General features: G+C 74.1%; 19 protein-coding genes, 1 pseudogene and 1 other annotated feature. Of the genes and pseudogenes, 6 read left to right on the forward strand and 14 right to left on the reverse strand.

Features of this window, described 5'->3' with window-relative positions:
- The first annotated feature begins 301 nt into the window (after positions 1-301).
- Complete coding sequence (locus tag CHC04_RS20060; RefSeq protein ID WP_176450110.1) at positions 302-622, forward strand: transposase; 321 nt, start codon at positions 302-304, stop codon at positions 620-622.
- Positions 580-694: a sequence feature (AL1L pseudoknot), on the forward strand. Its footprint overlaps the gene before it by 43 nt.
- Entirely contained in the window at positions 619-900 is a 282-nt protein-coding gene (locus CHC04_RS20065; RefSeq protein ID WP_089405709.1) for an IS3 family transposase, read from the forward strand. Its footprint overlaps the feature before it by 76 nt. Before CHC04_RS20060 ends, CHC04_RS20065 begins: the two co-directional genes overlap by 4 nt.
- A 30-nt stretch (positions 901-930) precedes the next feature.
- Here the strand turns inward: CHC04_RS20065 and CHC04_RS25095 are convergent, their stop codons facing one another.
- From CHC04_RS25095 to CHC04_RS20090, 6 genes and pseudogenes are all read right to left on the reverse strand, one after another.
- The gene (locus CHC04_RS25095; protein WP_245817531.1) at positions 931-1,098 is read right to left on the reverse strand and encodes a hypothetical protein; all 168 of its coding nucleotides are present in this window, start codon (positions 1,096-1,098) and stop codon (positions 931-933) included.
- 32 nt (positions 1,099-1,130) lie between these two features.
- Positions 1,131-1,511: pseudogene (locus tag CHC04_RS25620) on the reverse strand (enoyl-CoA hydratase/isomerase family protein); the annotation flags it as partial.
- Positions 1,512-1,851: 340 nt separating this feature from the next.
- Positions 1,852-2,379, reverse strand: coding sequence for a hypothetical protein (locus CHC04_RS20075; RefSeq protein WP_089405710.1), 528 nt, complete (start codon positions 2,377-2,379; stop codon positions 1,852-1,854).
- Between the two features lie 89 nt (positions 2,380-2,468).
- On the reverse strand, positions 2,469-3,992 hold the full coding sequence (locus tag CHC04_RS20080) for an amino acid permease (RefSeq protein WP_089405711.1): 1,524 nt from the start codon (positions 3,990-3,992) through the stop codon (positions 2,469-2,471).
- A gap of 149 nt (positions 3,993-4,141) precedes the next feature.
- Complete coding sequence (locus tag CHC04_RS20085; protein WP_089405712.1) at positions 4,142-5,305, reverse strand: ABC transporter ATP-binding protein; 1,164 nt, start codon at positions 5,303-5,305, stop codon at positions 4,142-4,144.
- A gap of 139 nt (positions 5,306-5,444) precedes the next feature.
- The gene (locus tag CHC04_RS20090; RefSeq protein ID WP_089405713.1) at positions 5,445-6,167 is read right to left on the reverse strand and encodes a PASTA domain-containing protein; all 723 of its coding nucleotides are present in this window, start codon (positions 6,165-6,167) and stop codon (positions 5,445-5,447) included.
- A 229-nt stretch (positions 6,168-6,396) separates the two neighbouring features.
- On the opposite strand from CHC04_RS20090, the gene CHC04_RS20095 reads away from it, so the two are divergent.
- Positions 6,397-8,250 carry a glycoside hydrolase family 15 protein gene (locus CHC04_RS20095; protein WP_089405714.1) on the forward strand — a complete coding sequence of 618 codons (1,854 nt, stop codon included), beginning with the start codon at positions 6,397-6,399 and terminating at the stop codon, positions 8,248-8,250.
- Positions 8,251-8,310: 60 nt separating this feature from the next.
- Positions 8,311-9,711, forward strand: a complete 1,401-nt coding sequence (locus CHC04_RS20100) for a threonine/serine exporter family protein (RefSeq protein ID WP_089405715.1) — start codon at positions 8,311-8,313, stop codon at positions 9,709-9,711.
- A 51-nt stretch (positions 9,712-9,762) separates the two neighbouring features.
- Here the strand turns inward: CHC04_RS20100 and purU are convergent, their stop codons facing one another.
- On the reverse strand, positions 9,763-10,611 hold the full coding sequence (gene purU, locus CHC04_RS20105; protein ID WP_089405716.1) for a formyltetrahydrofolate deformylase: 849 nt from the start codon (positions 10,609-10,611) through the stop codon (positions 9,763-9,765).
- Positions 10,612-10,621: 10 nt separating this feature from the next.
- The gene (locus CHC04_RS20110) at positions 10,622-11,995 is read right to left on the reverse strand and encodes an L-serine ammonia-lyase (RefSeq protein WP_089405717.1); all 1,374 of its coding nucleotides are present in this window, start codon (positions 11,993-11,995) and stop codon (positions 10,622-10,624) included.
- 139 nt (positions 11,996-12,134) lie between these two features.
- On the opposite strand from CHC04_RS20110, the gene CHC04_RS20115 reads away from it, so the two are divergent.
- Positions 12,135-12,800 (forward strand): GntR family transcriptional regulator, encoded by a 666-nt coding sequence (locus CHC04_RS20115; protein ID WP_245817533.1) that lies wholly within the window; start codon positions 12,135-12,137, stop codon positions 12,798-12,800.
- Between the two features lie 98 nt (positions 12,801-12,898).
- Here CHC04_RS20115 and CHC04_RS20120 read toward each other — a convergent pair whose 3' ends face one another.
- Genes CHC04_RS20120 through glyA form a run of 6 tightly spaced genes read right to left on the reverse strand, consistent with a single transcriptional unit; the run spans position 12,899 to position 21,704 of the window.
- Positions 12,899-15,364 (reverse strand): GcvT family protein, encoded by a 2,466-nt coding sequence (locus tag CHC04_RS20120; RefSeq protein WP_089405719.1) that lies wholly within the window; start codon positions 15,362-15,364, stop codon positions 12,899-12,901.
- A gap of 4 nt (positions 15,365-15,368) precedes the next feature.
- Positions 15,369-15,959 (reverse strand): sarcosine oxidase subunit gamma, encoded by a 591-nt coding sequence (locus CHC04_RS20125; RefSeq protein WP_089405720.1) that lies wholly within the window; start codon positions 15,957-15,959, stop codon positions 15,369-15,371.
- Complete coding sequence (locus tag CHC04_RS20130; protein ID WP_089405721.1) at positions 15,952-18,819, reverse strand: 2Fe-2S iron-sulfur cluster-binding protein; 2,868 nt, start codon at positions 18,817-18,819, stop codon at positions 15,952-15,954. The genes CHC04_RS20125 and CHC04_RS20130 overlap by 8 nt, the downstream gene beginning before the upstream one ends.
- Positions 18,816-19,130 carry a sarcosine oxidase subunit delta gene (locus CHC04_RS20135; protein ID WP_089405722.1) on the reverse strand — a complete coding sequence of 105 codons (315 nt, stop codon included), beginning with the start codon at positions 19,128-19,130 and terminating at the stop codon, positions 18,816-18,818. The genes CHC04_RS20130 and CHC04_RS20135 overlap by 4 nt, the downstream gene beginning before the upstream one ends.
- Before the next feature lie 16 nt (positions 19,131-19,146).
- Entirely contained in the window at positions 19,147-20,379 is a 1,233-nt protein-coding gene (locus tag CHC04_RS20140; protein WP_089405723.1) for a sarcosine oxidase subunit beta family protein, read from the reverse strand.
- A complete protein-coding gene (gene glyA, locus CHC04_RS20145) occupies positions 20,376-21,704 on the reverse strand; it encodes a serine hydroxymethyltransferase (protein WP_089405724.1) in 1,329 nt (442 codons plus the stop codon). Before glyA ends, CHC04_RS20140 begins: the two co-directional genes overlap by 4 nt.
- 190 nt (positions 21,705-21,894) lie before the next feature.
- Between glyA and CHC04_RS20150 the strand changes: the two genes are divergently transcribed.
- A complete protein-coding gene (locus CHC04_RS20150) occupies positions 21,895-22,986 on the forward strand; it encodes an S-(hydroxymethyl)mycothiol dehydrogenase (RefSeq protein ID WP_089405725.1) in 1,092 nt (363 codons plus the stop codon).
- Positions 22,987-23,099: the final 113 nt, after the last annotated feature.

A 23,099-nucleotide genomic window follows, 5' to 3' on the forward strand; every position in this document is an offset into this window, starting at 1 on the left:
ACCCGGGACGCCGAGGGCCGCGTGCCGCAGCAGTCGAACTTAGAGACGAGTGCATCACCGGTGCGTCACGGAATCGTCACCCTCGCCCGCGCTCAGCAGGGCCTCTGTTGCCTGCCGGACGGCGCATGTGGTGGGCGTCGCGCATGAGGTCGACCCCGTGCCCGAGATGGAGGGCATCCTCCTGGCAACCCCTTGGCACCACCGAGGAGCGCCAACCCGCCCTGTAAGACGGGACGCCGACTCAGCCGCTGTCCCGCGCCGGGTCTGATGGAGGCTCTCATTCGCCGGGAGGATGAGAGTCATGGCGGCACCGAGGAAGTACCCCGACGAGCTGCGTGAGCGGGCGACCCGGATGGCGGTGGAGGCCCGGAGCGACCCGGCGGCCCGTGCCGGTGCGCTGGCCAGGATCGGCAAGCGGCTGGGCATCAATGCCGAGACGCCGCGCAACTGGGTCACCCAGGCCGAGGTCGACGGCGGCGTCCGACCGGGCACCTCGACCGACGACGCACAGCGGATCGCCGAGCTGGAGCGCGAGAACCGCGAGCTGCGCCGGGCGAACGAGATTCTCGAGACCGCTTCGGCGTCCTTCGCTCAGGCGGAGCTCGACCGCCGACTGAAGTGATCGTCGACTACCTCGACGAGCACCAGGAGCGCTTCGGGGTCGAGCCGATCTGCCGGGTCCTGACCGACGCTGGCACCAAGACCGTCCCGAGCACCTACTACGCCGCCAAGACCGGCTCGCCCTCGGCGCGGTCGCTGTCCGATGCGGCGACCACCCGAGGGATCGAACGGGTGCACGAGGAGAACTTCGGCGTCTACGGCGTCCGCGAGGTCCACGCCGCGCTGCGCCGGCAGGGACCGCTTCCTCGCCGACGGCCCTCGGCCGACGCGGGCCGATGACTCCCGACGGCGCACGGGGACGCGTCGGGGTCAGGGCGTGCTGCTGGGGAAGCGCGGCGGGCGCTTGGCGAGGAACGCCACCACCCCTTCCTGCCCGTCGGGGTCGGCGGCCCGGGCCCGGACCGACAGGGTCTCCCGGCGCAGCGCCGCCTCATCGCCCGGCGTGGCGACCTCGCGGAGCAGGTGCTCGGCGGCCACCTGCGCCGTCCGCGAGCCCGACCGAGGGTGAACCGCGCGGATGCGGCCGCGAGCACGAGGTCGGCCGCCGCGGCCAGCGGCACGCCGGCGCCGGCGGCGGTGCCCTGCACGACCGACACCACCACCGCGTCCATCCGGTGCAGGTCGCTGACGACGCGGTGCAGCGACTGGGCCAGGTCCTCGACCAGCTGCTCGACGTCCTCGGCGGCGGCGAAGGCGGACACGTCCCCGCCCACGCTGAAGGTGCGGCCGGCATCCGACAGCACCAGGACGTGCACGTCGTCGGTGCGAGCCCGGCGCACGGCGCGACCGGGCTCCCCGACCGTCGCCGGCGTGAGGGGGTTGCCCCGCTCCGGATCGGCCAGCCGGATCCGCGCGACGGCGTCGCGCCGCTCGTACGCGACCGTGCTCATGCCGGGCTCCTCCGCGGATCCGAGGGACGACCTGGTCCCGGGTCTCTCCGCAGCACCCGAGGGCCGCCGGACGGGCCCGGCCCGTGTCCCACTCCGTACACCGCGTCCCGGGCACCGGAGTCCCCGGCGTCGACGGGCCGGCCCGACCCGCCCCCAGGAGGTCCCGTGTCCGACCACGAGCTGCCCCCACCCCGCACGACGGCCGCGACCCACACCCTCCACGGCGACGTCCCCGGAACGGGATGCCGGCGCCCGGGCGCCTGACCGTGCCGACGGTGGTGAGGGCCACCTCGTGCTCGCGGCCGTCGTGCGCGCAGACGGAGCGTCCCGCGACGGCCCGTCACGCCTCGACGACGGTGATCGTGCAGGTGCCCGAGGCGAGGGTCGTGCCGGCCGGGATCAGCCCTCGGTAGACCCCCTTGAGCTGGTCCATGCTCGGCTTGGTCGTCGTCCTGTCGATAGTGACCTCGACGCTGTCCCCGGCCTCCAGGTCGCCCAGGGGGACCAGCAACTCGCTCGTCCAGGGGCCCGCCTCGTCGTGGACCGGCGCCGAGAAGGCGTTCGAGAGGTCCTGGGTGACCGGCGGCTGCCCGTCATAGCGCACGGTGACGGTCGTCTCCTGGCTCTTGAGGAAGTGGGTCAGCAGGCCCCGCGTCCCCGTTCCCCAGCCGAAGAGGAAGGCCTGGGTGGGACCCTCCACGACCTCGGTGGTGCCGTCCCCACCGGCCTCCGGTGTGACGCAGCCGAGGACGTCGACGGTGCCCTGCTCCGGTCCGTCGGCGGCAGCGGCGGGCCCGGCGGCAGCGGTGTCGACCGCGAGGAAGGTCGCGGCCGCGGCGGCCGCGGTGGTGGTTCGACGGGTGCGCACGGGATCCTCCTGGCGTCGGACGGAGGATCACGGTCGACCCGTGCCCGGGCCCCGGCCAGAGCCCAACGGCCCCGCGGCCGGGAGCCGGGTCACGGTGCCTCGTTGGGATAGCCCTCCTCGTCCATCCGCCGGATGACGCGGGGGTCGAGCCGTCCCTCCCCGACGGCGGCGTCGACCTCGACGTCGACGACCGCGCCGTGCTCGTGCATCCACCGGTCGGCACGGGTCTCCGCGGCGACCCCCTGCTCGCTCAGGTGGGCCGCACCGATGGCCCGGCGCCGGAGGGCGTAGGCGACGAGCACGACCGCCCAGGCGAGCAGGCTCAGCAGGAGCTGCGACCGGGTGCTCTCGCGGACGAGCATCTGCACGAGGATCGCGACGATCGCGGCCGCCGTGAGCAGGGTCAGGACCGGGTAGAACCACATCTTCACCCGCAGCCGCTCCGGCGGGATCGTCGGCCGCATCCGCAGCTGGGACAGGGTGATCAGCAGGTAGACGAACAGGATGATCGCGCCGGAGGAGTTGAGCAGGAACAGGAAGACGGTGTCCGGCGAGACGTAGGCGGCGATCACGCAGAGGAACCCGACGACGCTGGACGCGAGGATGGCCCACGCGGGGACACCCCGCCGGTTGATCGAGAGCAGCCGGCCGGGTGCCTCGTGCCGGGCGGCGAGCACGAACAGCATGCGCGAGGCCGTGTAGAGGCCGGAGTTCAGGCAGGACAGGACGGCGGTGAGCACCACCGCGTTCATGATCTCGGCCGCGGCCGGGATCCCCATCTCCTCCATCGCCGAGACGTAGGGCGAGTCACCGAGCTCGGTGGAGTTCCAGGGCAGGATGGTGGCCAGCAGGAAGATGGACCCGACGTAGAAGATCAGGATCCGGAAGACGACGGAGTTCGTGGCGCGGGCGATGCCGCGCTCCGGCTCGGCGGACTCGGCGGCGGCGATGGTGGCGATCTCGGCCCCGACCATCGAGAAGACCACGATGACGATGCCCGAGACGAGCGTGCCGGCGCCGTTGGGGAACAGTCCGCCGTGCTCGGTGAGGTTCGAGAAGTCCAGGTCGCGGCCCGGCCAGAGCCCCAGGACGAACAGCGTGCCGAGCGCGATGAACGCGATGATCGCGAAGACCTTGACGCCGGCGAACCAGTACTCGAACTCCCCGTAGGAGGCCACGGAGAACAGGTTGGTCGCCGTCATGAGCACCATGAGGACCAGCGCCAGCCCCCACAGCGGCACGTCGGGCAGCCAGCGCTGCAGGATCGCCGCGCCGGCCACGGCCTCGAAGCCGACCACGATCACCCAGAAGTACCAGTACAGCCAGCCCACGCTGAAGCCGGCCCAGCCGCCGAGCGACTGCCGGGCGTAGTCGGCGAACGACCCCGTCGAGGGGTTGGCCACCGCCATCTCCCCGAGCATCCGCATGACCATGACGATCAGGACACCGGTCAGGGCGTACGTCAGGAACGCCGCGGGACCGACCTCGCCGATGATCGCGCCCGAGCCGACGAACAGGCCCGCGCCGATGACACCGCCGATCGCGATCATCGTGAGGTGGCGCTGCTTGAGTCCCTTGTGGAGGTCGCCGCTGTCGGCGGGGCCGTGAGCCATGTCCGCTCCCTCGTGGCACGACGGGTCGGTGGGGGTCAGGCGTGCCGACAAGGATGGGGCGGCTCCCGGGCTCGCGCCACTGCAGCGACTGCGCACGGTGAGGGTCCGCGTACGGAGCCGTCCGGCGCGCAGCGGGCAACGGCGGGCCCTCAGCGGCGATCCGGGGGGTGCCGGAGCGCCCGGCCCGTGGCCGGGTCGAACACGTGCGCGCGGGCCGCGTCGACGGTGACCCGCACCGCGTCCCCGGGGCGGACCACCGCCCGCGAGGCGTAGAACGAGTGCAGGGTGCCGCCGGGGGACCCTCCGCCGAGCGCTCCCCCGCCCGGACCGTCCGGCGGTGCGTCCACCACGACCGCGACCACCTGGTGCCGTCCGGTGTACTCGACGTGGCTCACCACCCCGTCCAGCGCGACGGTGTCCGGGTCCTGGCCGGCCGCGGCGTCGTGGACGTCCTCGGGACGCAGGCCGAGGAGCACCTCGCGGCCGACGTGGTCGAGCAGCGGGGGCGGCACCGGCTGCCACAGGGGCAGCGTCCGGGTCCCCACGCGGAACCCGGCCTGTCCCCCGGCGGACACCAGCCGGGCGGGCAGCAGCCCGATCGGCGGGTCGCCGATGAACCCGGCGACGAACACGTCCACCGGCCGCTCGTACAGCTCCCGGGGCCTGCCCACCTGCACGACGCGGCCCTCGTGCAGCAGCGCGACCCGGTCGGCGATCACCAGGCCCTCGGCCGGGTCGTGCGTGACGTAGAGCGTGGGGACGCCGAGGGTGCGGACGACGTCGACGATCTGCCGGCGCACCTCGACGCGCTGCACGGCGTCGAGGTCGCCGAGGGGCTCGTCGAGCAGGAAGACGTCCGGGACCTGCACGAGCGCGCGGCCGATGCCGACCAGCCCGCGCTCCCCGCCGGACAGCTCGCGCGGCCGGCGGCCCAGCAGGCGGCCGAGCCGCAGCTGCCGGGCCCGGCCGCTGACCCGCTGCTGCACCTCTGCCTCCGGCCGGTGCTGCACGCGCAAGCCCCACCCGAGGTTGTGCGCCACGTCGAGGAACGGGAGCAGGGCGGAGGACTGGAACACCATGGCCACGTGCCGCTCGGCGGACGGCACCCGGGTGACCCGGCGGCCCCTGATGAGCACGTCGCCGGAGCGGACCTCGTCGAGCCCCGCGACGGCGCGCAGCAGCGTCGACTTGCCGCTGCCGGACGGGCCCAGCACCACGAGGAGCTCGCCGTCGGCCGCGAGCAGCGTCACGTCGCGCAGCACCGTCGTGCCGCCGCGGACCACGGTCACACCCTCGACGCCCGTGTCCGCCATCGGCCCCGCCCGCCTCGCCCCGCCCGACCGTCCGTCCGTCCGTCCGTCCGTCCGTCCGTCCGTCCGTGGAGGGAGTGTGCACCGCGCCGCAGTCCCTCGCCGTGCCCAGCGGCCCGCCACGAGGAGCAGTGCACGAGGGCTACGGGCGCACGCCCTCGATCGTGACCTCGGTGCCGCCGAGCACGGTCTTCCCGGCCGGTGGGGACTGGAACCCGATCCGCGAGTCGGGGGCCAGGCCGTCGGGCGCGAGCTCCAGGCCGGTGTTCCCGAGGACGGTCGCGGCGCCGGCGACCGTCTGACCCACGAGGTCCGGCACGACCTCCTGGCGTCGTTCGGACTCCTCGAGGAGCGCCCGGACGCGCATGCTGGTCCACAGGTAACAGAGCATGAACCCCGCGAGGGACCCGCTGAGCAGGATGGCGAGCGCGACCGCTCCCGCCTGTGGCGTCCCGCCCAGCGGTGCCCGGAGCGCGGCCCCGAGGTCCCGGAGCGCGGGGACGGCGTGTCCGAGGTTCACCAGCCCCAGCCCGACCACGATCGTCGTCAGCCAGTGCGAGACCTTGATCGGGTCGGCGTTGGCGAGGTAGCGGTCACCCGAGGACAGCGGGGCCGACCCGGTGTCCGCCGACGTCCCGGGCAGTGTGACCTGGTCGGACAGCCGCGAGCGCGGCAGGCCGAAGAGGAAGCCGAGGGCCGAGCCCACCGTGCCGGCGGCCACGAACAGCAGGAACGCGGTGAGACCGATGGCGAGGCGGTCGTGGCCCGCCGCCTGGCCGAACAGGACGCCGAAGCCGGCCATCGCGGCCAGGAAGGCCCAGGCGGTGAGGGTGACCCACGTGTGGATCTTCGTGCTGGAGTTCACGGAGGCTCCTCCCGAGCCGCGACGGGGTCAGGACGGCGGCCCGTCGGACGGCATCTCTGTCGGGGCGGCGTCATGGCGCCGTCACCGCCGTGCTCTCACCGCCGACGCGTTCCTGTGTCCGGGCCGGCAGCGGGTGCCGCTCGCCGGTGCCGCGAGCGGGCTGCGGGCCCGATCCTGAGGCCGTGACGACCGTCGTCTCGCTACAGGACCGGCCAGGACGGGGGACCCCGTGACCGCACGGATCGAGGACCACGGCCTCATCGGCGACCTGCAGACCGCCGCCCTGGTCGACCGCACCGGCACCATCGACTGGCTGTGCCTGCCACGGTTCGACTCCCCCGCCTGCTTCGCCGCGCTGCTCGGCGACGAGCGGGCCGGCTCCTGGGTGCTCGCTCCCCGCCGTGGCGGGACCTGCACGCGCCGCCGCTACCGCGGGGACTCGCTGGTGCTCGAGACGGAGTGGGAGACCCCCGAGGGGACCGTGCGGGTGGTCGACCTCATGCCGCCGCGCGGGCAGGCCCCCGACGTGGTGCGGATCGTCGAGGGCGTCTCCGGCCGGGTGCCGGTGCGCACGGAGCTCGTGCTGCGCTTCGACTACGGGGCCGTCCCGCCGTGGATCCGCACCGTCGACGGCGAGCTCGCGGGCGTCGCCGGCCCGGACGCCGTGTGGGTGCGCAGCGAGGTCCCCCTCGAGCACCGTGACGGGACCGTGTGGGCCGACCTGGAGGTGGCGGCCGGGCAGTCGGTCGCGTTCGTGCTCACCCACGCCCCCTCGCACCTGCCCCGGCCCTGCGCCGCCGACCCGCACCGCGCGCTCCGCGACACCCTCGACGCCTGGTCGGACTGGATCGGCGCCTGCGACCACACCGGCGACTGGGAGGACGCCGTCCGCCGGTCCCTGCTCACCCTCAAGGCGCTGACCTACGCACCCACCGGCGGCATCCTCGCCGCGGCCACCACCTCGCTGCCCGAGCAGCTCGGCGGGTCGCGCAACTGGGACTACCGCTACTGCTGGCTGCGCGACGCCACCTTCACCCTGCAGGCCCTGCTGGGCACCGGCTACCTCGCCGAGGCGCGGGACTGGCGGGACTGGCTGCTGCGCGCGGCCGCCGGGGACCCCGCGCAGCTGCGGATCGTGTACGCCCTCGACGGGTCGCGGCGGATCCCCGAGGTGGAGGTCCCGTGGCTGGCCGGGTACCAGGGCGCCGCCCCCGTCCGGGTGGGCAACGCCGCGGCCGGCCAGTTCCAGCTCGACGTGTGGGGCGAGGTCCTCGACGGGCTGCACCTGGCCCGGACCTCCGGGCTGGCCGGGTCCGAGGACGGGTGGGACCTGCAGCGCGCCCTGCTGGACTTCCTCGAGGGCGCCTGGTCGCAGCCGGACAACGGCCTGTGGGAGGTCCGCGGCCCCCGGCGGCACTTCGTGCACTCGAAGGTCATGGCCTGGGCGGGGCTCGACCGCGCCGTCCGGGCGGTGGAGGACTTCGGGCTCGACGGGCCGGTCGACCGCTGGCGGCGGTTGCGGCAGGAGATCCACGACGACGTCTGCGCCCGGGGGTACGACGCCGACCGCGGCACCTTCACCCAGTTCTACGGCTCCTCGGGGGTCGACGCCGCGCTGCTGCTCCTGCCCCGGGTCGGCTTCCTGCCCTGGGACGACCCGCGGGTGGTCGGCACCGTCACCACCGTGCAGCGGGAGCTCGACCACGACGGCCTGCTGCTGCGCTACCGCGTCGACGCCGACGGCGGGGTCGACGGGCTGCCCGGCGACGAGGGGGCGTTCCTCGCCTGCAGCTTCTGGCTGGCCGACGCGCTGGCCGGCATCGATCGCCGCGCCGAGGCCGAGGCGCTGTTCACCCGGCTGCTGGGCCTGCGCAACGACCTCGGCCTGCTCAGCGAGGAGTACGACGTCGCCGCCGGCCGGCAGGTCGGCAACACCCCGCAGGCCTTCAGCCACGTCGGGCTGGTCAACACCGCCCGCCACCTCTCGGGCTCCCGGGCTGCCGCGCGGACCGGCGACCCGCGCACCGGCGGCAGCCGCGCGGCGCCCGCACCCCCGCCGTCGACCAGGAGGACCGCACCGTGACCCGCGCCCCACCCCGGCCGGGACCCACCCGGACGATCGCGCCGCACCTAGCGTGGAGGCGTGCCCAGCTGGCCCCCGCGTCGTCCCCTGCCTCCCGCGCGCCTCCCGGAGCGGGCCTGGCGCGCGATCGCGGGGACCAGCCCACCGACCGCGCCGATCGGCCTGCGGGCCCAGGCCAGCCGGATGGACGACCTCGCCGCGCACGCCGCGCTGGGGCTGGCGCTGCGCATCGGGGCGTCGATGCTGGCGGTCGGGGCGTCGGCGGCCGACGCGACCGCGACCGTGCTGCGGGTGGCCGCCGCCTACGGGCTCACCAGTTGCTCGGTCGACGTCACGTTCACGTCGATCACGGTCAGCTACGACCGGGAGAACGCCGTGCCGCTCACCGCGATGCGGGTCGTGAGCAGCAGCCGGCTGGACTACACCCGCCTGCAGGGCGTCACCGACCTGGCCCGTGCGGTCGGCACCGGCGACCTCGACGTCGAGGAGGCGCACCACCGGCTCGACGCGGTGGTCTCCGCGCCCACCACCTACCGCCGGAGCGTGACCGCGCTGGGCTGGGCGGGCGTCGCCGCGTGCTTCGGGCTGGTCCTCGGCGGCGGCTGGCGGGAGGCCCTGCTCGCGGCCCTGACCACCGCCCTGGTCGAGCAGGTGATGCGCGTCCTCGGCCGGCGGAGCCTGCCGCCGTTCTTCCAGCAGGTCGCCGGGGCCGCGCTGGCCACCGGGGTCGCCGTCGTGCTGCTCGTCTGGGACGTCGACGTCCGGACCTCCCTGGTGGTCGCGGCGGGCATCGTGGTGCTGCTCGCCGGGCTGTCCCTGGTCAGCGCGGCCCAGGACGCGATCAACGGCTTCCCGGTGACGGCCGTGGCCAGGGCCTTCGAGGTGGTGACCCTGACCGCCGGCATCGTCGTGGGCATCGCCGGCGTCCTGGACCTGGCGCAGCGCGCCGGGCTCCCGCTGCAGGTCATCGACACCTCCGCCGCGACCTCGTTCACCGTCGCGCTGGCCGCGTCGGCCGGCATCGCCGGGTCCTGGGCCCTGGCCTGCCACGCGCGGCCGCGCGCCGTCGCGCTCGCCGCGGCGGCCGGGGCGCTGGCCTGGTCGACGTCGTGGGCGGCGGGCGGGCTGGGCGCCGGACCCCCGCTGGCCGGCGGCATCGCGGCCGTCGTCCTCGGCTTCTGCGGGGAGGTGCTCACCGGGCGGCTGCGCGTCCCTCCGCAGCTCGTCGCCGTCTGCGGCATCGTGCCGCTGCTGCCCGGGCTGGCGGTCTACCACGGCCTGTTCGCGATCGTCGTCGAGGCCCGCCTCGAGGAGGGGGCCGCCACCCTCGTGGGGGCCGCCGCCGTCGGGCTGGCCCTCGCCGCCGGTGTCACGCTGGGCGAGCACCTCGGCCGGCCGCTGCGCGGCGGACGCGACCGCTACGACGAGCGGGTCCGCCGCCGCGCGCTGACCACCGACTGAGCCGACCGCACGGACGCCGCCCCGGTCGGGATCGGGTCCCGCCCGCCGGGCTCACCGGAAGACGACGGTGCTGTTCCCGTTGAGGAGCACCCGCTGCTCGCTGTGCCACCGGACGGCGCGCGACAGCGCCAGCGCCTCGGCGTCCTGGCCGACCGTCGCGAGTGCGCGGGGGTCGTGGGTGTGGTCGATGCGGATGACCTCCTGCTCGATGATCGGGCCCTCGTCGAGGTCGGGGGTCACGTAGTGCGCCGTCGCGCCGACCAGCTTCACGCCGCGGTCGAAGGCCTGGTGGTAGGGCTTGGCGCCCTTGAACCCCGGCAGGAAGGAGTGGTGGATGTTGATCGCCCGGCCGTACAGGGCGGCGCACGTCTCGTCGGAGAGGATCTGCATGTAGCGGGCCAGCACGACCAGGTCGGCCCGGTGCTCGTCCACGAGCTCGAGCAGCCGGGCCTCGGCCTCCCGCTTGGTGGCCGGCCTCACGGGCACGTGGACGAACGGGAGACCGGCGGCCTCCGCCATCGGGCGCAGGTCCTCGTGGTTGGAGACCACCGCGACGAGCTCGGCGCCCAGGCTGCCTGCGCGCCAGCGGAAGACGAGGTCGTTCAGGCAGTGGCCCAGCTTGGACACCATGACCAGGACGCGCAGCGGCTCGCCACCGGTGATCCGGTGGGCCATGCCGAACTCCTCGGCGACCGGGCCGAAGTCCGCCGACAGGCGCGCGGCGTCGGCGTCCTCGCTGCAGACGAAGGCGGTGCGCAGGAACAGCTGACCGCGGACGGCGTCGTCGAACTGCTGGTGCTCGACGATGTCGCAGCCGTGCTGGAACAGGAACGAGCTGACCGCGTGCACGATGCCCGGGCGTTCCTGGCAGCTGAGCGTGAGGGTGAACGGGTGGGACACGGGTGCCTCCTCAGCACTCGACGACGTTGAGCGCCAGCCCGCCACGGGCGGTCTCCTTGTACTTGTCCTTCATGTCGGCGCCGGTCTCGCGCATCGTCTTGATGGCCTTGTCCAGCGGGACGTGGTGCCGTCCGTCCCCGCGCACGGCCATGCGCGCGGCGGTGATGGCCTTGACCGAGCCGACGGCGTTGCGCTCGATGCAGGGGATCTGGACCAGGCCGCCGACCGGGTCGCAGGTCAGGCCCAGGTTGTGCTCGATGCCGATCTCGGCGGCGTTCTCCACCTGCTCCGGCGTCCCGCCGAGCACCTCGGCGAGACCCGCGGCGGCCATGGAGCAGGCCGAGCCGACCTCGCCCTGGCAGCCGACCTCGGCACCGGAGATGGAGGCGTTCTCCTTGAACAGCAGCCCGATCGCGGCGGCGGTGAGCAGGAACCGCACGACGCCGTCCTCGCCGTAGGAGCCGACGAAGTCCCGGTAGTAGTGCAGGACGGCGGGCACGATGCCGGCGGCGCCGTTGGTCGGCGCGGTCACCACCCGGCCGCCGGCGGCGTTCTCCTCGTTGACCGCCAGCGCGTAGAGGGTCACCCACTCCATGGCGCGGAGCGGGTCGGTCTCGTCCGGGGAGACCTCCAGCTGGGCGCGCAGCGCGGCCGCGCGCCGGCGGACCCTGAGTCCCCCGGGCAGGACGCCGGTGGTGCGGGTGCCCCGCTCGACGCACTCCTGCATCACCGACCAGACGTGCAGCAGGCCGGCGCGGACCTCCGCCTCGCTGCGCCAGGCCAGCTCGTTGGCCAGCACGACGTCGCTGATCCGCAGGCCGGTCTCCCGGGTGCGGGCCAGCAGCTCCTCACCGGTGCGGAACGGGTACCGGACGGGGGTGGCGTCCTCGACGATCGCCGGGTTGCCGGCGTCGTCCTCGTCGAGGACGAACCCGCCGCCCACCGAGTAGTACTCGCGCCGCTCGACCTCGGCGCCCTCGGCGTCCAGGGCGCGGAAGAGCATGCCGTTGCTGTGGAAGTCCAGCCGTCTGCGGCGGTGCAGCACGACGTCGTCGGCGACCGAGAAGGCGATGGGCTGCTCGCCGGCCAGCAGGAGCTCGCCCTCGTGGCGGACGGCCTCGACCCGTGGTCCGGCGGCGACCGGGTCGACCAGGTCGGGCTGCTCCCCCTCGAGGCCGAGGACGACGGCCTGGACGCTGCCGTGCCCGTGCCCGGTGGCGCCGAGCGACCCGAACAGCTCGCAGCGCACCCCCGCGACCCGTGCCAGCAGGCCCTCGTCGCGGAGCCGGGAGGCGAAGGTGCAGGCCGCGCGCATGGGGCCGACGGTGTGCGAGCTCGACGGGCCGATGCCGACCGTGAACAGGTCGAAGGCGCTGATGGTCACCCGTGCCTCCCTCTCCCGTGGTCCGCCGACACCCACTGCGCCGTCAGGTACACAAGTGGTATATCAGAGGTATGCTCACGGTATGTCGATCCCTCTGACGAGGCAAGGCCCTGCGGCGATCACCGTCTACGATCCCCCCGTGACCGCTGCCCCCGTGGACCTGGACTCGTCCGTCGTCTCCCTGGCGGACAAGGCCTACGTCGCGATCCGGGACCGGCTGATCATGCTCGACATCCGCCCGGGCGACCCGATCGACGACGACGAGCTGGCCGGGGACCTCGGGGTGGGCCGGACCCCGGTGCGGGAGGCGCTCAAGCGCCTGGAGGGTGACCGGCTCGTGGTCTCCTACCCCCGGCGCGGGACCTTCGCGACCGGCATGGACATCTCCGACCTGGCGCACATCTCCGACATCCGCGCCCAGCTCGAGCCGCTGGCCGCCCGCCGTGCCGCCGAGCGGGCCGCCCGCACGTCGCCGGCCGAGCTCGAGCAGCTGGCCGGGAGCATCCAGCACCTCGACGTCGACCGGACCGACCGGACCGAGCTGATGCGGTGGGACCTCGCGGTGCACCGGGCCATCTACCGGGCCTCCGGCAACCCCCACCTCGAGGACGTGCTGATCCGCTACGACAACCTGGCGACGCGGATCTTCTGCCTGTTCCTGGACCGGCTGCCCACGGTCGACGAGCACGTCGGGGAGCACGTCGAGCTGCTCCGCGCGATCGCGGCCGGCGACGCCGACCGGGCCGACGACCTCGCCAGGGAGCACGTCCTGGGCTTCGAGCGGGCGATCCGCGCGGTCATCTGAGGAAGGACCCCCCTTCCCCCCACGCCTCACTCCGTTCGGCGCGGGACCCTGAAGCGGGACCGTTCCAGCACGTCACCCGGGGGAAGGGGGGTCCTCCGTCAGCGCCGGATCCTCGTCATCTCCGGGTCGACGAGCGGCTCGGCGGTGACGGTGGCCGGGATGCGGCGGCCGAAGTACTCGATCTCGACACCCGTGCCGACCGTCGCCGCGGCCGGCAGCCAGGCGTAGGCGATCGGCCGGCCGACGGTGTGCCCGAAGGCCGCGCTGGTCACGTAGCCCGCCGGCCGCCCGTCGACGAACACCGGCTCGGAGCCGAGGACGACGCTGCGGCCGTCGTCGACCGTCAGGCAGGACAGCCGGCGGCTCACCGTGTCGGCGCTGCGCCCGGCGAGAGCCGCCTGGCCGACGTGGCCCTGCTTCTTCCTGCGGACGGCGAAGCCGAGACCGGCCTCGTAGGGGTCGTGCTCGGTGGTCATGTCGTGGCCCCAGGCGCGGTAGCCCTTCTCCAGCCGCAGGCTGGTGAACGCGGCCCGGCCCGCCGCGACGACACCGAGGTCCTGACCGGCCCGCCACAGCACGTCCCACAGCCGCCGGCCGTGGTCGGCACTGGTGTAGAGCTCCCAGCCGAGCTCGCCGACGTAGGACAGCCGCATCGCCGTGACCGGCACTCCCCCGATCCGGGCCCGCGTGGCGCGGAAGTACCTCAGCCCGTCGTCGGTGAAGTCGTCGGCGCTGACCCGCTGGACCAGGTCGCGGGCGCGCGGACCCCACAGCCCGATGCAGCAGGTGCCGCCGGTGACGTCGCGGACCTGCACGCTGCCGTCGTCCGGCGCCTCGCGCAGGAGGAGGTCGTGGTCGAGGGGGCCGTTGGCGCCGACCTGGAACAGCTGCTCCCCCAGCCGGGCCACCGTGAGGTCGCTGCGGATGCCACCGGCCTCGTCGAGGGCGAGCGTGTACGTCACCGACCCGACGGACTTGTCCATCTCGCCGGTCGTCAGCCGCTGCAGCAGGGCCAGGGCGCCAGGGCCGCTGACCTCGAGCCGCTTGAGCGGCGTCATGTCGTAGAGGGCCACGGCGGTGCGGGTCCGCCACGCCTCGGCCGCCGCGATTGGTGACCAGTACCGCGCCGACCAGTCGTCACGCTCCGGCGGCACCCACTCGGCGGGGAGCTCGTCGACCAGGTGTGCGTTGGCCTCGTACCAGTGCGGCCGCTCCCAGCCGGCGGCCTCGAGGAAGACCGCGCCGAGCTCCTGCTGCCGGGCGTGGAAGGGGCTGACCCGCAGGTCGCGCGGGGACCGCCGCGGCTCGAGCGGGTGCAGCACGTCGTAGACCTCGACGAAGTTCTGCTGGGAGGTCTCGCTGACGTACTCCGGGGCGAGCTGGACGTCCTCGAAGCGGTGCACGTCGCAGCCGTGCAGGTCGATCTCGGAGCGGCCGTCGACGAGGAGCTGGGCCACCGCCCGGCCGACCCCGGCGGAGTGGGTGACCCAGACCGCCTCGGCGATCCAGAAGCCGGCCACGTCCCGCGACTCCCCGATCAGCGGGCCGCCGTCCGGGGTGAACGAGAAGATCCCGTTGAAGCCGGTGTCGATCTTGGAGGCGCGCAGCGAGGGCAGCAGCAACCGGCTCTGCTCCCAGGCCGGGGCGAAGTCCTCCTCGGTGAAGGGCAGCATCGAGGGCATCGACGACTCCCGCACGCCGTCCCCCTGGGGCAGCTCGCGCAGGTCGACCGGCATCGGCCGGTGGGCGTAGGAGCCGATGCCCAGGCGGTCGGCGCGCTCCCGGTAGTAGAGGTCCTGGTCCTGGTGGCGCAGGATCGGCAGGCTGGCCTCGCTGAGCTCGTCGTTGCGGCCGACCAGGTCGGGCACCTGGCCGGTCCAGACGAACTGGTGGGCCAGCGGCAGCAGCGGGACGTCCATCCCGACCATCGCGCCGAGCTCCACGCCCCAGAAGCCGGCGCAGGAGACGACCAGGTCGGCGGGGATGACCCCGTCCGACGTGCGGACGCCGGTCACCCGGCCACCGGCCTGCTCGATGCCGGTCACCCGGGTGGAGCCCTGGAACCGGGCGCCCCGCGCCTCGGCGCGGCGAGCCAGGGCGACGACCGCCCGGGACGCCTTGGCCAGGCCGTCGCTGGGGATGTGCAGGCCGCCGAGGATGCGGTCGCGGTCGACCAGCGGGTGCAGCCGCACGCACTCGTCGACGTCGACCACCTGCGCCTCGACGCCCCACGAGGTGGCCCAGCCCTGCTTGCGGTGCAGGTCGGCGAGCCGCTCCGGCGTGGTGGCGACCTCCAGTCCGCCGACCTGGTTGAAGCACCAGGCGCCGTCGACGTCGAGGCCCAGGAACTTCTCGACCGTGTAGCTCGCGAAGGCGGTCATCGTCTTCGACGCGTTGGTCTGGAAGACCAGCCCGGGCGCGTGCGACGTGGAGCCCCCGGTCAGCGGGAGGGGCCCCTGGTCGACCACGGTGACGCGGTCCCAGCCACGGGCGGTCAGCTCGTCGGCCAGGTTGGCGCCGACGATCCCCGCTCCGATGACGACCACACGAGGCGTGGTGGGCATGGCTCTACTCCTGACGGGCGGTGGTGGGGGTGAACTCGAGGGCCGCGTCGAGCAGCCAGTCGGCGAGGTAGCCGGCGAAGGAGGACCGGACGAGGACGACGTGGTCGTCACCGCCGTCGGAGAGGGACAGCAGCACGACGCCGGCCTGGCCGAGCGTGGTCTGTGCGCTGCGTCCCCGGCCGAACACGCGTGGGTGCAGGTCGATCGAGCAGCCCGTGGCGAGGACGTCGCGCACCCGGGCGCCGGTCAGCCGGAGCCCGATCCGCTGGGCGGAGACGTCCGCCGCCGAGCCACCCAGCGGGAGGACCGCCGCGCGGACGCGGGCCTCGAGCTCCTCGGGAGCCTCCGTGGTGCTGGTCAGCAGCCACTCGTCGGGGCCGAGCCAGACCGCGCGTCCGTCGTCGGTCGGCACCCAGGTGTTGGCCGCCGTGGGCAGGTCCAGGCCGAGCGCGGCCGACGCCTCGGCGCCGACGGCGCTCAGCCGGACGTCGACCATCGCGACGTACGGCTCGGCGGTGAGCCGCACGGTGTCGGGCAGGCGCTCGAAGGCGCCGGCCCACGCCTGCAGCGGGTGGGTGCGCAGCAGCTCAGCCATCGCGACGGGCTCCTTCGGGGTCGACCAGCACCGCCCCGGTGACCTCGACCGGGACGAGGGTGCCGCCCACGGGCACGTGGACGGTGTCGCCGATGCGCTCCCGGCCGCCCTTGACCAGCGCCAGGGCGAAGGGCCGGGCGAGCTCGGCGCTGCGGTAGCTCGACGTGACGTGGCCGAGCATCGGCACCGGCGGGGGCGGCAGCTCGCCGTCGGCGCGGAACTCCACGATCTGCGAGCCCTCCGGCAGCACCGTCTGCCGGTCGACGGGCAGCAGCCCGACCAGCTGCTTGCGCAGCGGGTCGGCGTTGGCCGGGCGGGTGAAGGACCGCTTGCCGATGAAGTCGGGCTTCTTCTTCGAGACCGCCCACGCCATGCCCAGGTCGTGCGGGGTGACGGTGCCGTCGGTGTCCTGCCCGATGATCGGGTAGCCCTTCTCCGCGCGGAGGACGTGCATCGTCTCCGTGCCGTAGGGCGTGATGCCGTGCGGCCGGCCGGCCTCGAGCAGCCGCTCCCAGACCGCCACCGCGTACCAGGGGTTGACGTAGACCTCGTAGGCCAGCTCGCCGGAGAAGCTGATCCGGGCCAGCCGGACCGGCACTCCCTCGAGGGCGGTGTCCCGCCAGGTCATGAACGGGAACGCCTCGGTGGAGACGTCGACGTCCGGGAACAGGGAGCCGACGACGTCGCGGGAGCGGGGACCGACCACGGGGAAGGTGACCCACTGCTCGGTGACCGAGGTGCAGTGCACCCGCAGGTCGGGCCACTCGGTCTGGACCCACTCCTCCATCCAGTCGAGGACCGTGGCCGCGCCCCCGGTGGTGGTGAGGACGAGGAAGCGGTCCTCGGCCAGGCGGAGCACCGTGCCGTCGTCGATGACCATGCCGTCGACGCCGCACATGACCCCGTAGCGCACGGAGCCGACCTTCAGGCTGCTCATCAGGTTCGTGTAGAGCCGGTCCAGGAGGACGGCGGCGTCCGGGCCCTGGACGTCGATCTTGCCGAGGGTGGATCCGTCGAGGATCCCGACGCCGGTGCGGGCCGCGGCGCACTCCCGCAGGACCGCGGCCGCCATGTCCTCGCCGGGCTGCGGGTAGTAGCGCGGACGCTTCCACTGGCCGACGTCCTCGAAGACCGCGCCCGCCGCCACGTGCCACTCGTGCAGGGCGGTCACCCGCTCGGGGTCGAACAGCCGGCCCCGGTCGCGGCCGGCCAGCGCGGCGAAGGCGACCGGGGTGTAGGGCGGCCGGAAGGTCGTCGTCCCGGTGTCCTGCACCGGGACCCCGAGCAGCTCGGCGACGATCCCCGAGGTGAGGACGCCGGAGGTCTTGCCCTGGTCGTGCGCCGTCCCGATGGTCGTGTACCGCTTGACGTGCTCGAGGGAGCGCAGGCCCGCGCCGACCGCGCGGACGATGTCGGCGACCGTGGCGTCGCGCTGCAGGTCGACGAACGAGGTGGTCCCCTCCGCACCGGAGGTGTCCGGCACCCGCCACAGCACCACGGGCGCGGCCGGGACGACGGGCGCCGGGGCGGCGGGCAGCCGGTCGTCGGCCGCCGGCGGGACGGCCAGCGCGCTCAGCGCGGCGCGGGCCACCCGCTGCCCGTCGGCCAGGCACCCGGCCAGGTCGAACACGCCGGCGGCCGAGCCGGCGACGGCCAGGCCGTCGAGCTCCTCGCCGGGGAGGAACGCGCCGAGGACCTCGTCGTAGCGCAGCCGGCCGCGGGCCTGGCTGAACAGGTGCACCGCGGGGTTCCAGCCCCCGCTGACCAGCAGCAGGTCGCAGCCGATCGCGGTCGAGGCGCCGACCTGCCCGTCGGCGAACGGGGCGACGAGGGCGTGGGTGACCCGCTCGGTGCCCCGCGTGCCGGTGACGACGGCGCCGGACAGGACGCGGAGGCCGGCGTGCTCGCACTCCCCGCGGCGCGGCGATCCCTCCGGCCGGGCGTCGACCACCGCCTGGACCCGCACCCCGGCGCGGGACAGGTCCAGGGCGGCGTCGTAGGCACTGTCGTTGGTGGTGAAGACGACGGCCTCGCGGCCGGGGAGCACCCCGTAGCGGTGCAGGAACGTCCGGGCGGCACCGGCGAGCATGGTGCCCGGTCGGTCGTTGTCGGCGAAGACGACCGGGCGCTCGTGCGCCCCCGTCGCGACGACGATCGAGCGCGCCCGGATGCGCCACACCCGCTGCCGGGAGACGTGCTTGGGCGCGGCGGCGCCGAGGTGGTCGGTGCGCCGCTCCAGGGCCAGGACGAAGCCGTCGTCGTAGCTGCCGAAGGCGGTGGTGCGCTGCAGGTGCAGCACGTCCGGGTGGCCCGCCAGCTCGGCGACCGCCGCGGCGACCCACTGCAGGGCCGGGGCGTCGTCGAGCCGCTCGGTGCCCGAGAGGAGCGAGCCGCCGGCCTCGGACTGCTCGTCGACGAGGGCGACCCGGGCGCCGGCCCGGGCGGCGGTGAGCGCGGCGGCCAGGCCCGCGGGCCCGGCGCCCACCACGAGCACGTCGACGTGGTGGTGGACGGCGTCGTAGCGGGCGGAGTCGGGGACGTCGGCGAGGCGGCCCTGCCCCGGCAGGCCGTGGGCGGCCAGCCCGTCGTGGAGCTCGACGGTGGTGGCCAGCAGCATGGGCTCGGGGAAGGGCTCCTCGATCTGCACGAGGCCGCCCGGGTCCTCGGCCCAGGCGGCGGCGACGCCGCGGGGCCGGCCGAGCCTGACGCTCGTGGCGACCCGGTGCCGGCCGGAGGCGAGCAGCGCCGAGGCCAGGGTGTCGCCGGGGTGGCCGGTGAGCGTCTCCCCGTCGAAGGTGAACTCGACGGTGGTGGCGCGGTCGATGCGGCCGCCCTCGGGGGTGCGGAACGGGCTGGTCACGGGGCTGTTCCCTCCTCGCGTGACCTCGCGAGCTCGGTCACGCCCGGCTTCGGGTCGTCGAGGCGGTAGACGCGCTCGAAGCGGTAGGTGGCGGTGTCGCGGATCGCGTTGAACCAGCGGCGGCAGCCGGCGCCGTGGTTCCAGCGCTCGGCGAAGCGGCCCTTGGGGTTGGCGCGGAAGAAGACGTAGTGCGCCCACTCCTCGTCGGAGAGCTCGGCGGGGCTGTCCGGGTAGGGGACGTGGGCCTGGCCGCCGTAGGAGAACTCGGCCTCCTCGCGGGGGCCGCACCACGGGCACGGGATGAGTTGCACCGGAGGACTCCCTGGGTCAGTGGGCCACGGCGGCGGCGCCGTGCTCGTCGACGAGCGCGCCGGTGACGAAGCGGTCGAGGCCGAAGGGCGCCACGGTCGGGTGGGGCTCGCCGTGGGCGATGGTGTGCGCCAGTGCCCAGCCGATGCCGGGGGTGGCCTTGAAGCCGCCGGTCCCCCAGCCGCAGTTGAGGTACAGGTTGTCGTAGGCGGTCCGGCCCACGATCGGCGAGGCGTCGGGGCTGGTGTCGACGATGCCGGCCCAGGTGCGCAGCAGGTGTGCCCGCGCGAACACCGGGAAGAGCTCGACCGCGGCGGCCATCTGGCGCTCGATGACGTGGAAGGCCCCGCGCTGGCCGTAGCCGTTGTACGAGTCGACGCCGGCCCCCATGACCAGCTCGCCCTTGTGCGCCTGGGAGACGTACACGTGGACGGCGTTGGACATGACCACCGTCGGGTGCACCGGCTCGAGCAGCTCGGAGACCAGCGCCTGCAGCGGATGGCTCTGGATCGGCACCCGGATGCCGAGCATGTCGGTGAGCACCGAGGTGTGGCCTGCCGCGCAGAGGGCGACCGTGCCGGCGCCGATGGTGCCGCGGGTGGTCTGCACCCCGGTCACCCGGTCGCCGTCGGTGGTGAACCCGGTGACCTCGCAGTCCTGGACGAGGTCGATCCCGGCCTGGTCGGCTCGACGGGCGAAGCCCCAGGCGACGTAGTCGTGCTTGGCGATGCCGGCGCGCGGCTGGTAGGTCGCCCCGAGCACCGGGTAGCGGATCTCGGTGGAGGTGTTCACGATCGGGCAGACCTTGCGGACCTCGTCGGGCTCCAGCCACTCGGCGTCGACGCCGTTGAGCTTGTTGGCCTCCACCCGCCGCACGCTGTCGCGGACGTCCTGCAGGGTGTGCGCGAGGTTGAGCACGCCGCGCTGGCTGAACAGGATCGGGTAGCCGAGGTCCTCCTCGAGCCCCTCCCACAGCTTCAGCGCGTGCTCGTAGATCGCCGAGCTCTCGTCCCACAGGTAGTTGGACCGGATGATCGTGGTGTTGCGGGCCATGTTGCCGCCGGCCAGCCAGCCCTTCTCCAGCACCGCCACGTCGGTGATGCCGTGGTTCTTCGCCAGGTAGTGCGCGGTGGCCAGGCCGTGCCCGCCGCCGCCGACGATGACGACGTCGTAGGACCTCTTCGGCTCCGGGTTCCGCCAGAGGGCGTCCGGGTGCTCCGGCAGGTCCGCGCCGGGAGTGCGGGGGCTCATCGCCGGACCTCCGTCAGGTCGGGGTAGAGGGGGTGGCGGTCGGCGAGGCGGGACACCCGGGCCCGCAGCCCGGCCAGCCGGTCGTCCGCGGTGGAGGGCCGCAGCACCTCGGCGATGACGTCGGCGACCTCGGTGAAGTCGTCCCGGTCGAAGCCCCGGGCAGCCAGCGCGGGGGTGCCGATGCGGACCCCGGAGCTGACCATCGGGGGCCGGGGATCGAAGGGCACCGCGTTGCGGTTGACGGTGATGCCGACCGCGTGCAGCCGGTCCTCGGCCTGCCGGCCGTCGAGCTCCGACTGGCGCAGGTCGACCAGGACCAGGTGGACGTCGGTGCCGCCGCTGACCACGTCGATCCCGGCCGCACGGGAGTCCGGCGCCAGCAGCCGGTCGGCGAGGATCCGGGCCCCGGCGAGGGTCCGCTCCTGGCGCTCGCGGAAGGCCGGTTCGCCGGCCAGCTTGAAGGCGACGGCCTTCGCGGCGATCACGTGCTCGAGCGGGCCGCCCTGCTGGCCGGGGAACACCGACGAGTTGAACTTCTTGGCGAGCTCCGCGGTGGCCAGGACGACGCCGCCGCGCGGGCCGCCGAGGGTCTTGTGGGTGGTCGAGGTGACCACGTGCGCGTGCGGGACCGGAGAGGGGTGCAGCCCGGCGGCCACCAGCCCCGCGAAGTGGGCCATGTCGACCATCAGGAAGGCCCCGACCTCGTCGGCGATCCGCCGGAACTCGGCGAAGTCCAGCTGCCGCGGGTAGGCCGACCAGCCGGCGATGATCAGCCGGGGCCGGCGCTCGTGGGCCAGCTGCCGGACCTCGGCCATGTCCACGCGGTGGTCGTCGGGCCGCACGTGGTAGGCCGCGACGTCGTAGAGCTTGCCGGAGAAGTTGAGCCTCATCCCGTGGGTCAGGTGGCCACCGTGCGCCAGGTCCAGCCCCAGGATGGTGTCCCCGGGCTGCAGGAGCGCCGACATGGCCGCCGCGTTGGCCTGGGCGCCGGAGTGCGGCTGCACGTTCGCGTACTCGGCACCGAACAGGGCCCTCAGCCGGTCGATGGCCAGCTGCTCGACGACGTCGACGTGCTCGCAGCCCCCGTAGTAGCGGCGGCCGGGATAGCCCTCGGCGTACTTGTTGGTCAGCACCGACCCCTGGGCCTGCATGACCGCGACGGGCGCGGAGTTCTCGCTGGCGATCATCTCCAGCGTGGTCTGCTGCCGGACCAGCTCGGCGGAGATCGCCTCGAACACCTCGGGGTCGGTGTCGGCCAGCGACCGGTCGAGCCCGCTGCCGGGGGCGACAGGGGCCGGCGGAGCCTCGTCGAGCTGGACCACCATGCCGGTGTCCCTTCTGTCATGAAACGGAACAGAAGACTGGTATATCAGTCGTCGAACACATTAGGGTGGCCGCTGGGCAGGGTCAAGGGGCAGCCGGGACGTCGTCCGCGGACCCCCGCAGACCCGCGGCCCATCCCCGCCGGCGCGACCGAGCCGCGCCGTGCACCCCCAGGAGAGGAGCTCCACCGTCATGGCCTACGAGGTGAAGGGTGTCGTCGCCCGCAGCAAGGGAGCGCCGGTCGGTGTGGAGACGGTGCTGGTGCCCGATCCCGGTCCCGGTGAGGCCGTCGTGGACGTCGCCGCCTGCGGGGTCTGCCACACCGACCTGCACTACCGCGAGGGCGGTATCAACGACGAGTACCCGTTCCTGCTCGGTCACGAGGCGGCCGGCACGGTCGCGGCGGTCGGGCAGGGCGTCACCGACGTGGCGGTCGGGGACTTCGTGGTGCTCAACTGGCGGGCGGTGTGCGGGCAGTGCCGCGCCTGCCGCAAGGGGCAGCTGCAGTACTGCTTCGACACCCACAACGCCGCGCAGCAGATGACCCTGGCCGATGGCACCGCGCTGTCGGCGGCGCTGGGCATCGGCGCGTTCGCCGAGAAGACGCTGGTGCACGCCGGGCAGTGCACCAAGGTCGACCCGCAGACCCCGGCCACCGCCGCCGGGCTGCTCGGCTGCGGAGTGATGGCCGGCGTGGGTGCGGCGCTCAACACCGGCGGCGTGCAGCGCGGGGAGTCGGTGGCGGTGTTCGGCTGCGGCGGCGTGGGGAACGCCGCGATCGCCGGCGCGGCGCTGGCCGGGGCGAGCACGATCGTCGCCGTCGACGTCGACGACCGGAAGCTGGCGTGGGCGAAGGCGTTCGGCGCCACGCACACCGTCAACTCGCGCTCCACCGACCCGGTGGAGGCCATCCGCGGCCACACCGGCGGGTTCGGGGTGGACGTGGCCATCGACGCCGTCGGCCGCCCGGAGGTGTTCGAGCAGGCCTTCTACGCCCGCGACCTGGCCGGGCGCGTGGTGCTGGTCGGGGTGCCCACCCCGGAGATGCGGCTGACCCTGCCGATGATCGAGCTGTTCGGCCGCGGCGGGGCGCTGAAGTCGAGCTGGTACGGCGACTGCCTGCCCTCCCGGGACTTCCCGATGCTGGCCGACCTCTACCGGCAGGGCCGCTTTCCGCTGGCCGACTTCGTCACCGAGACCATCGGCCTGGACGACGTGGAGGCCGCCTTCGCCAAGATGCACCGCGGCGAGGTGCTGCGCTCCGTGGTGGTGTTCGAGAAGTGACCGCCCGCATCGAGAAGACCGTCGTCTCCGGGGTGTTCAGCCTCGACGGGCAGGACTTCGACGTCGACAACAACGTCTGGCTCGTCGGCGACGACGCCGAGGTGCTCGTCATC

This window comes from Geodermatophilus saharensis, assembly GCF_900188205.1.
Classification (GTDB): domain Bacteria; phylum Actinomycetota; class Actinomycetes; order Mycobacteriales; family Geodermatophilaceae; genus Geodermatophilus; species Geodermatophilus saharensis.

Excerpts from the sequence above, each read along its gene's own strand:
- CHC04_RS20060 (WP_176450110.1), top strand. The coding sequence starts at position 302 with ATGGCGGCACCGAGGAAGTACCCCGACGAGCTGCGTGAGCGGGCGACC.
- CHC04_RS20080 (WP_089405711.1), bottom strand. The coding sequence starts at position 3,992 with ATGGCTCACGGCCCCGCCGACAGCGGCGACCTCCACAAGGGACTCAAG.
- CHC04_RS20085 (WP_089405712.1), bottom strand. The coding sequence starts at position 5,305 with ATGGCGGACACGGGCGTCGAGGGTGTGACCGTGGTCCGCGGCGGCACG.
- CHC04_RS20120 (WP_089405719.1), bottom strand. The coding sequence starts at position 15,364 with ATGCCCACCACGCCTCGTGTGGTCGTCATCGGAGCGGGGATCGTCGGC.
- CHC04_RS20125 (WP_089405720.1), bottom strand. The coding sequence starts at position 15,959 with ATGGCTGAGCTGCTGCGCACCCACCCGCTGCAGGCGTGGGCCGGCGCC.
- CHC04_RS20140 (WP_089405723.1), bottom strand. The coding sequence starts at position 20,379 with ATGAGCCCCCGCACTCCCGGCGCGGACCTGCCGGAGCACCCGGACGCC.
- glyA (WP_089405724.1), bottom strand. The coding sequence starts at position 21,704 with ATGGTGGTCCAGCTCGACGAGGCTCCGCCGGCCCCTGTCGCCCCCGGC.
- CHC04_RS20150 (WP_089405725.1), top strand. The coding sequence starts at position 21,895 with ATGGCCTACGAGGTGAAGGGTGTCGTCGCCCGCAGCAAGGGAGCGCCG.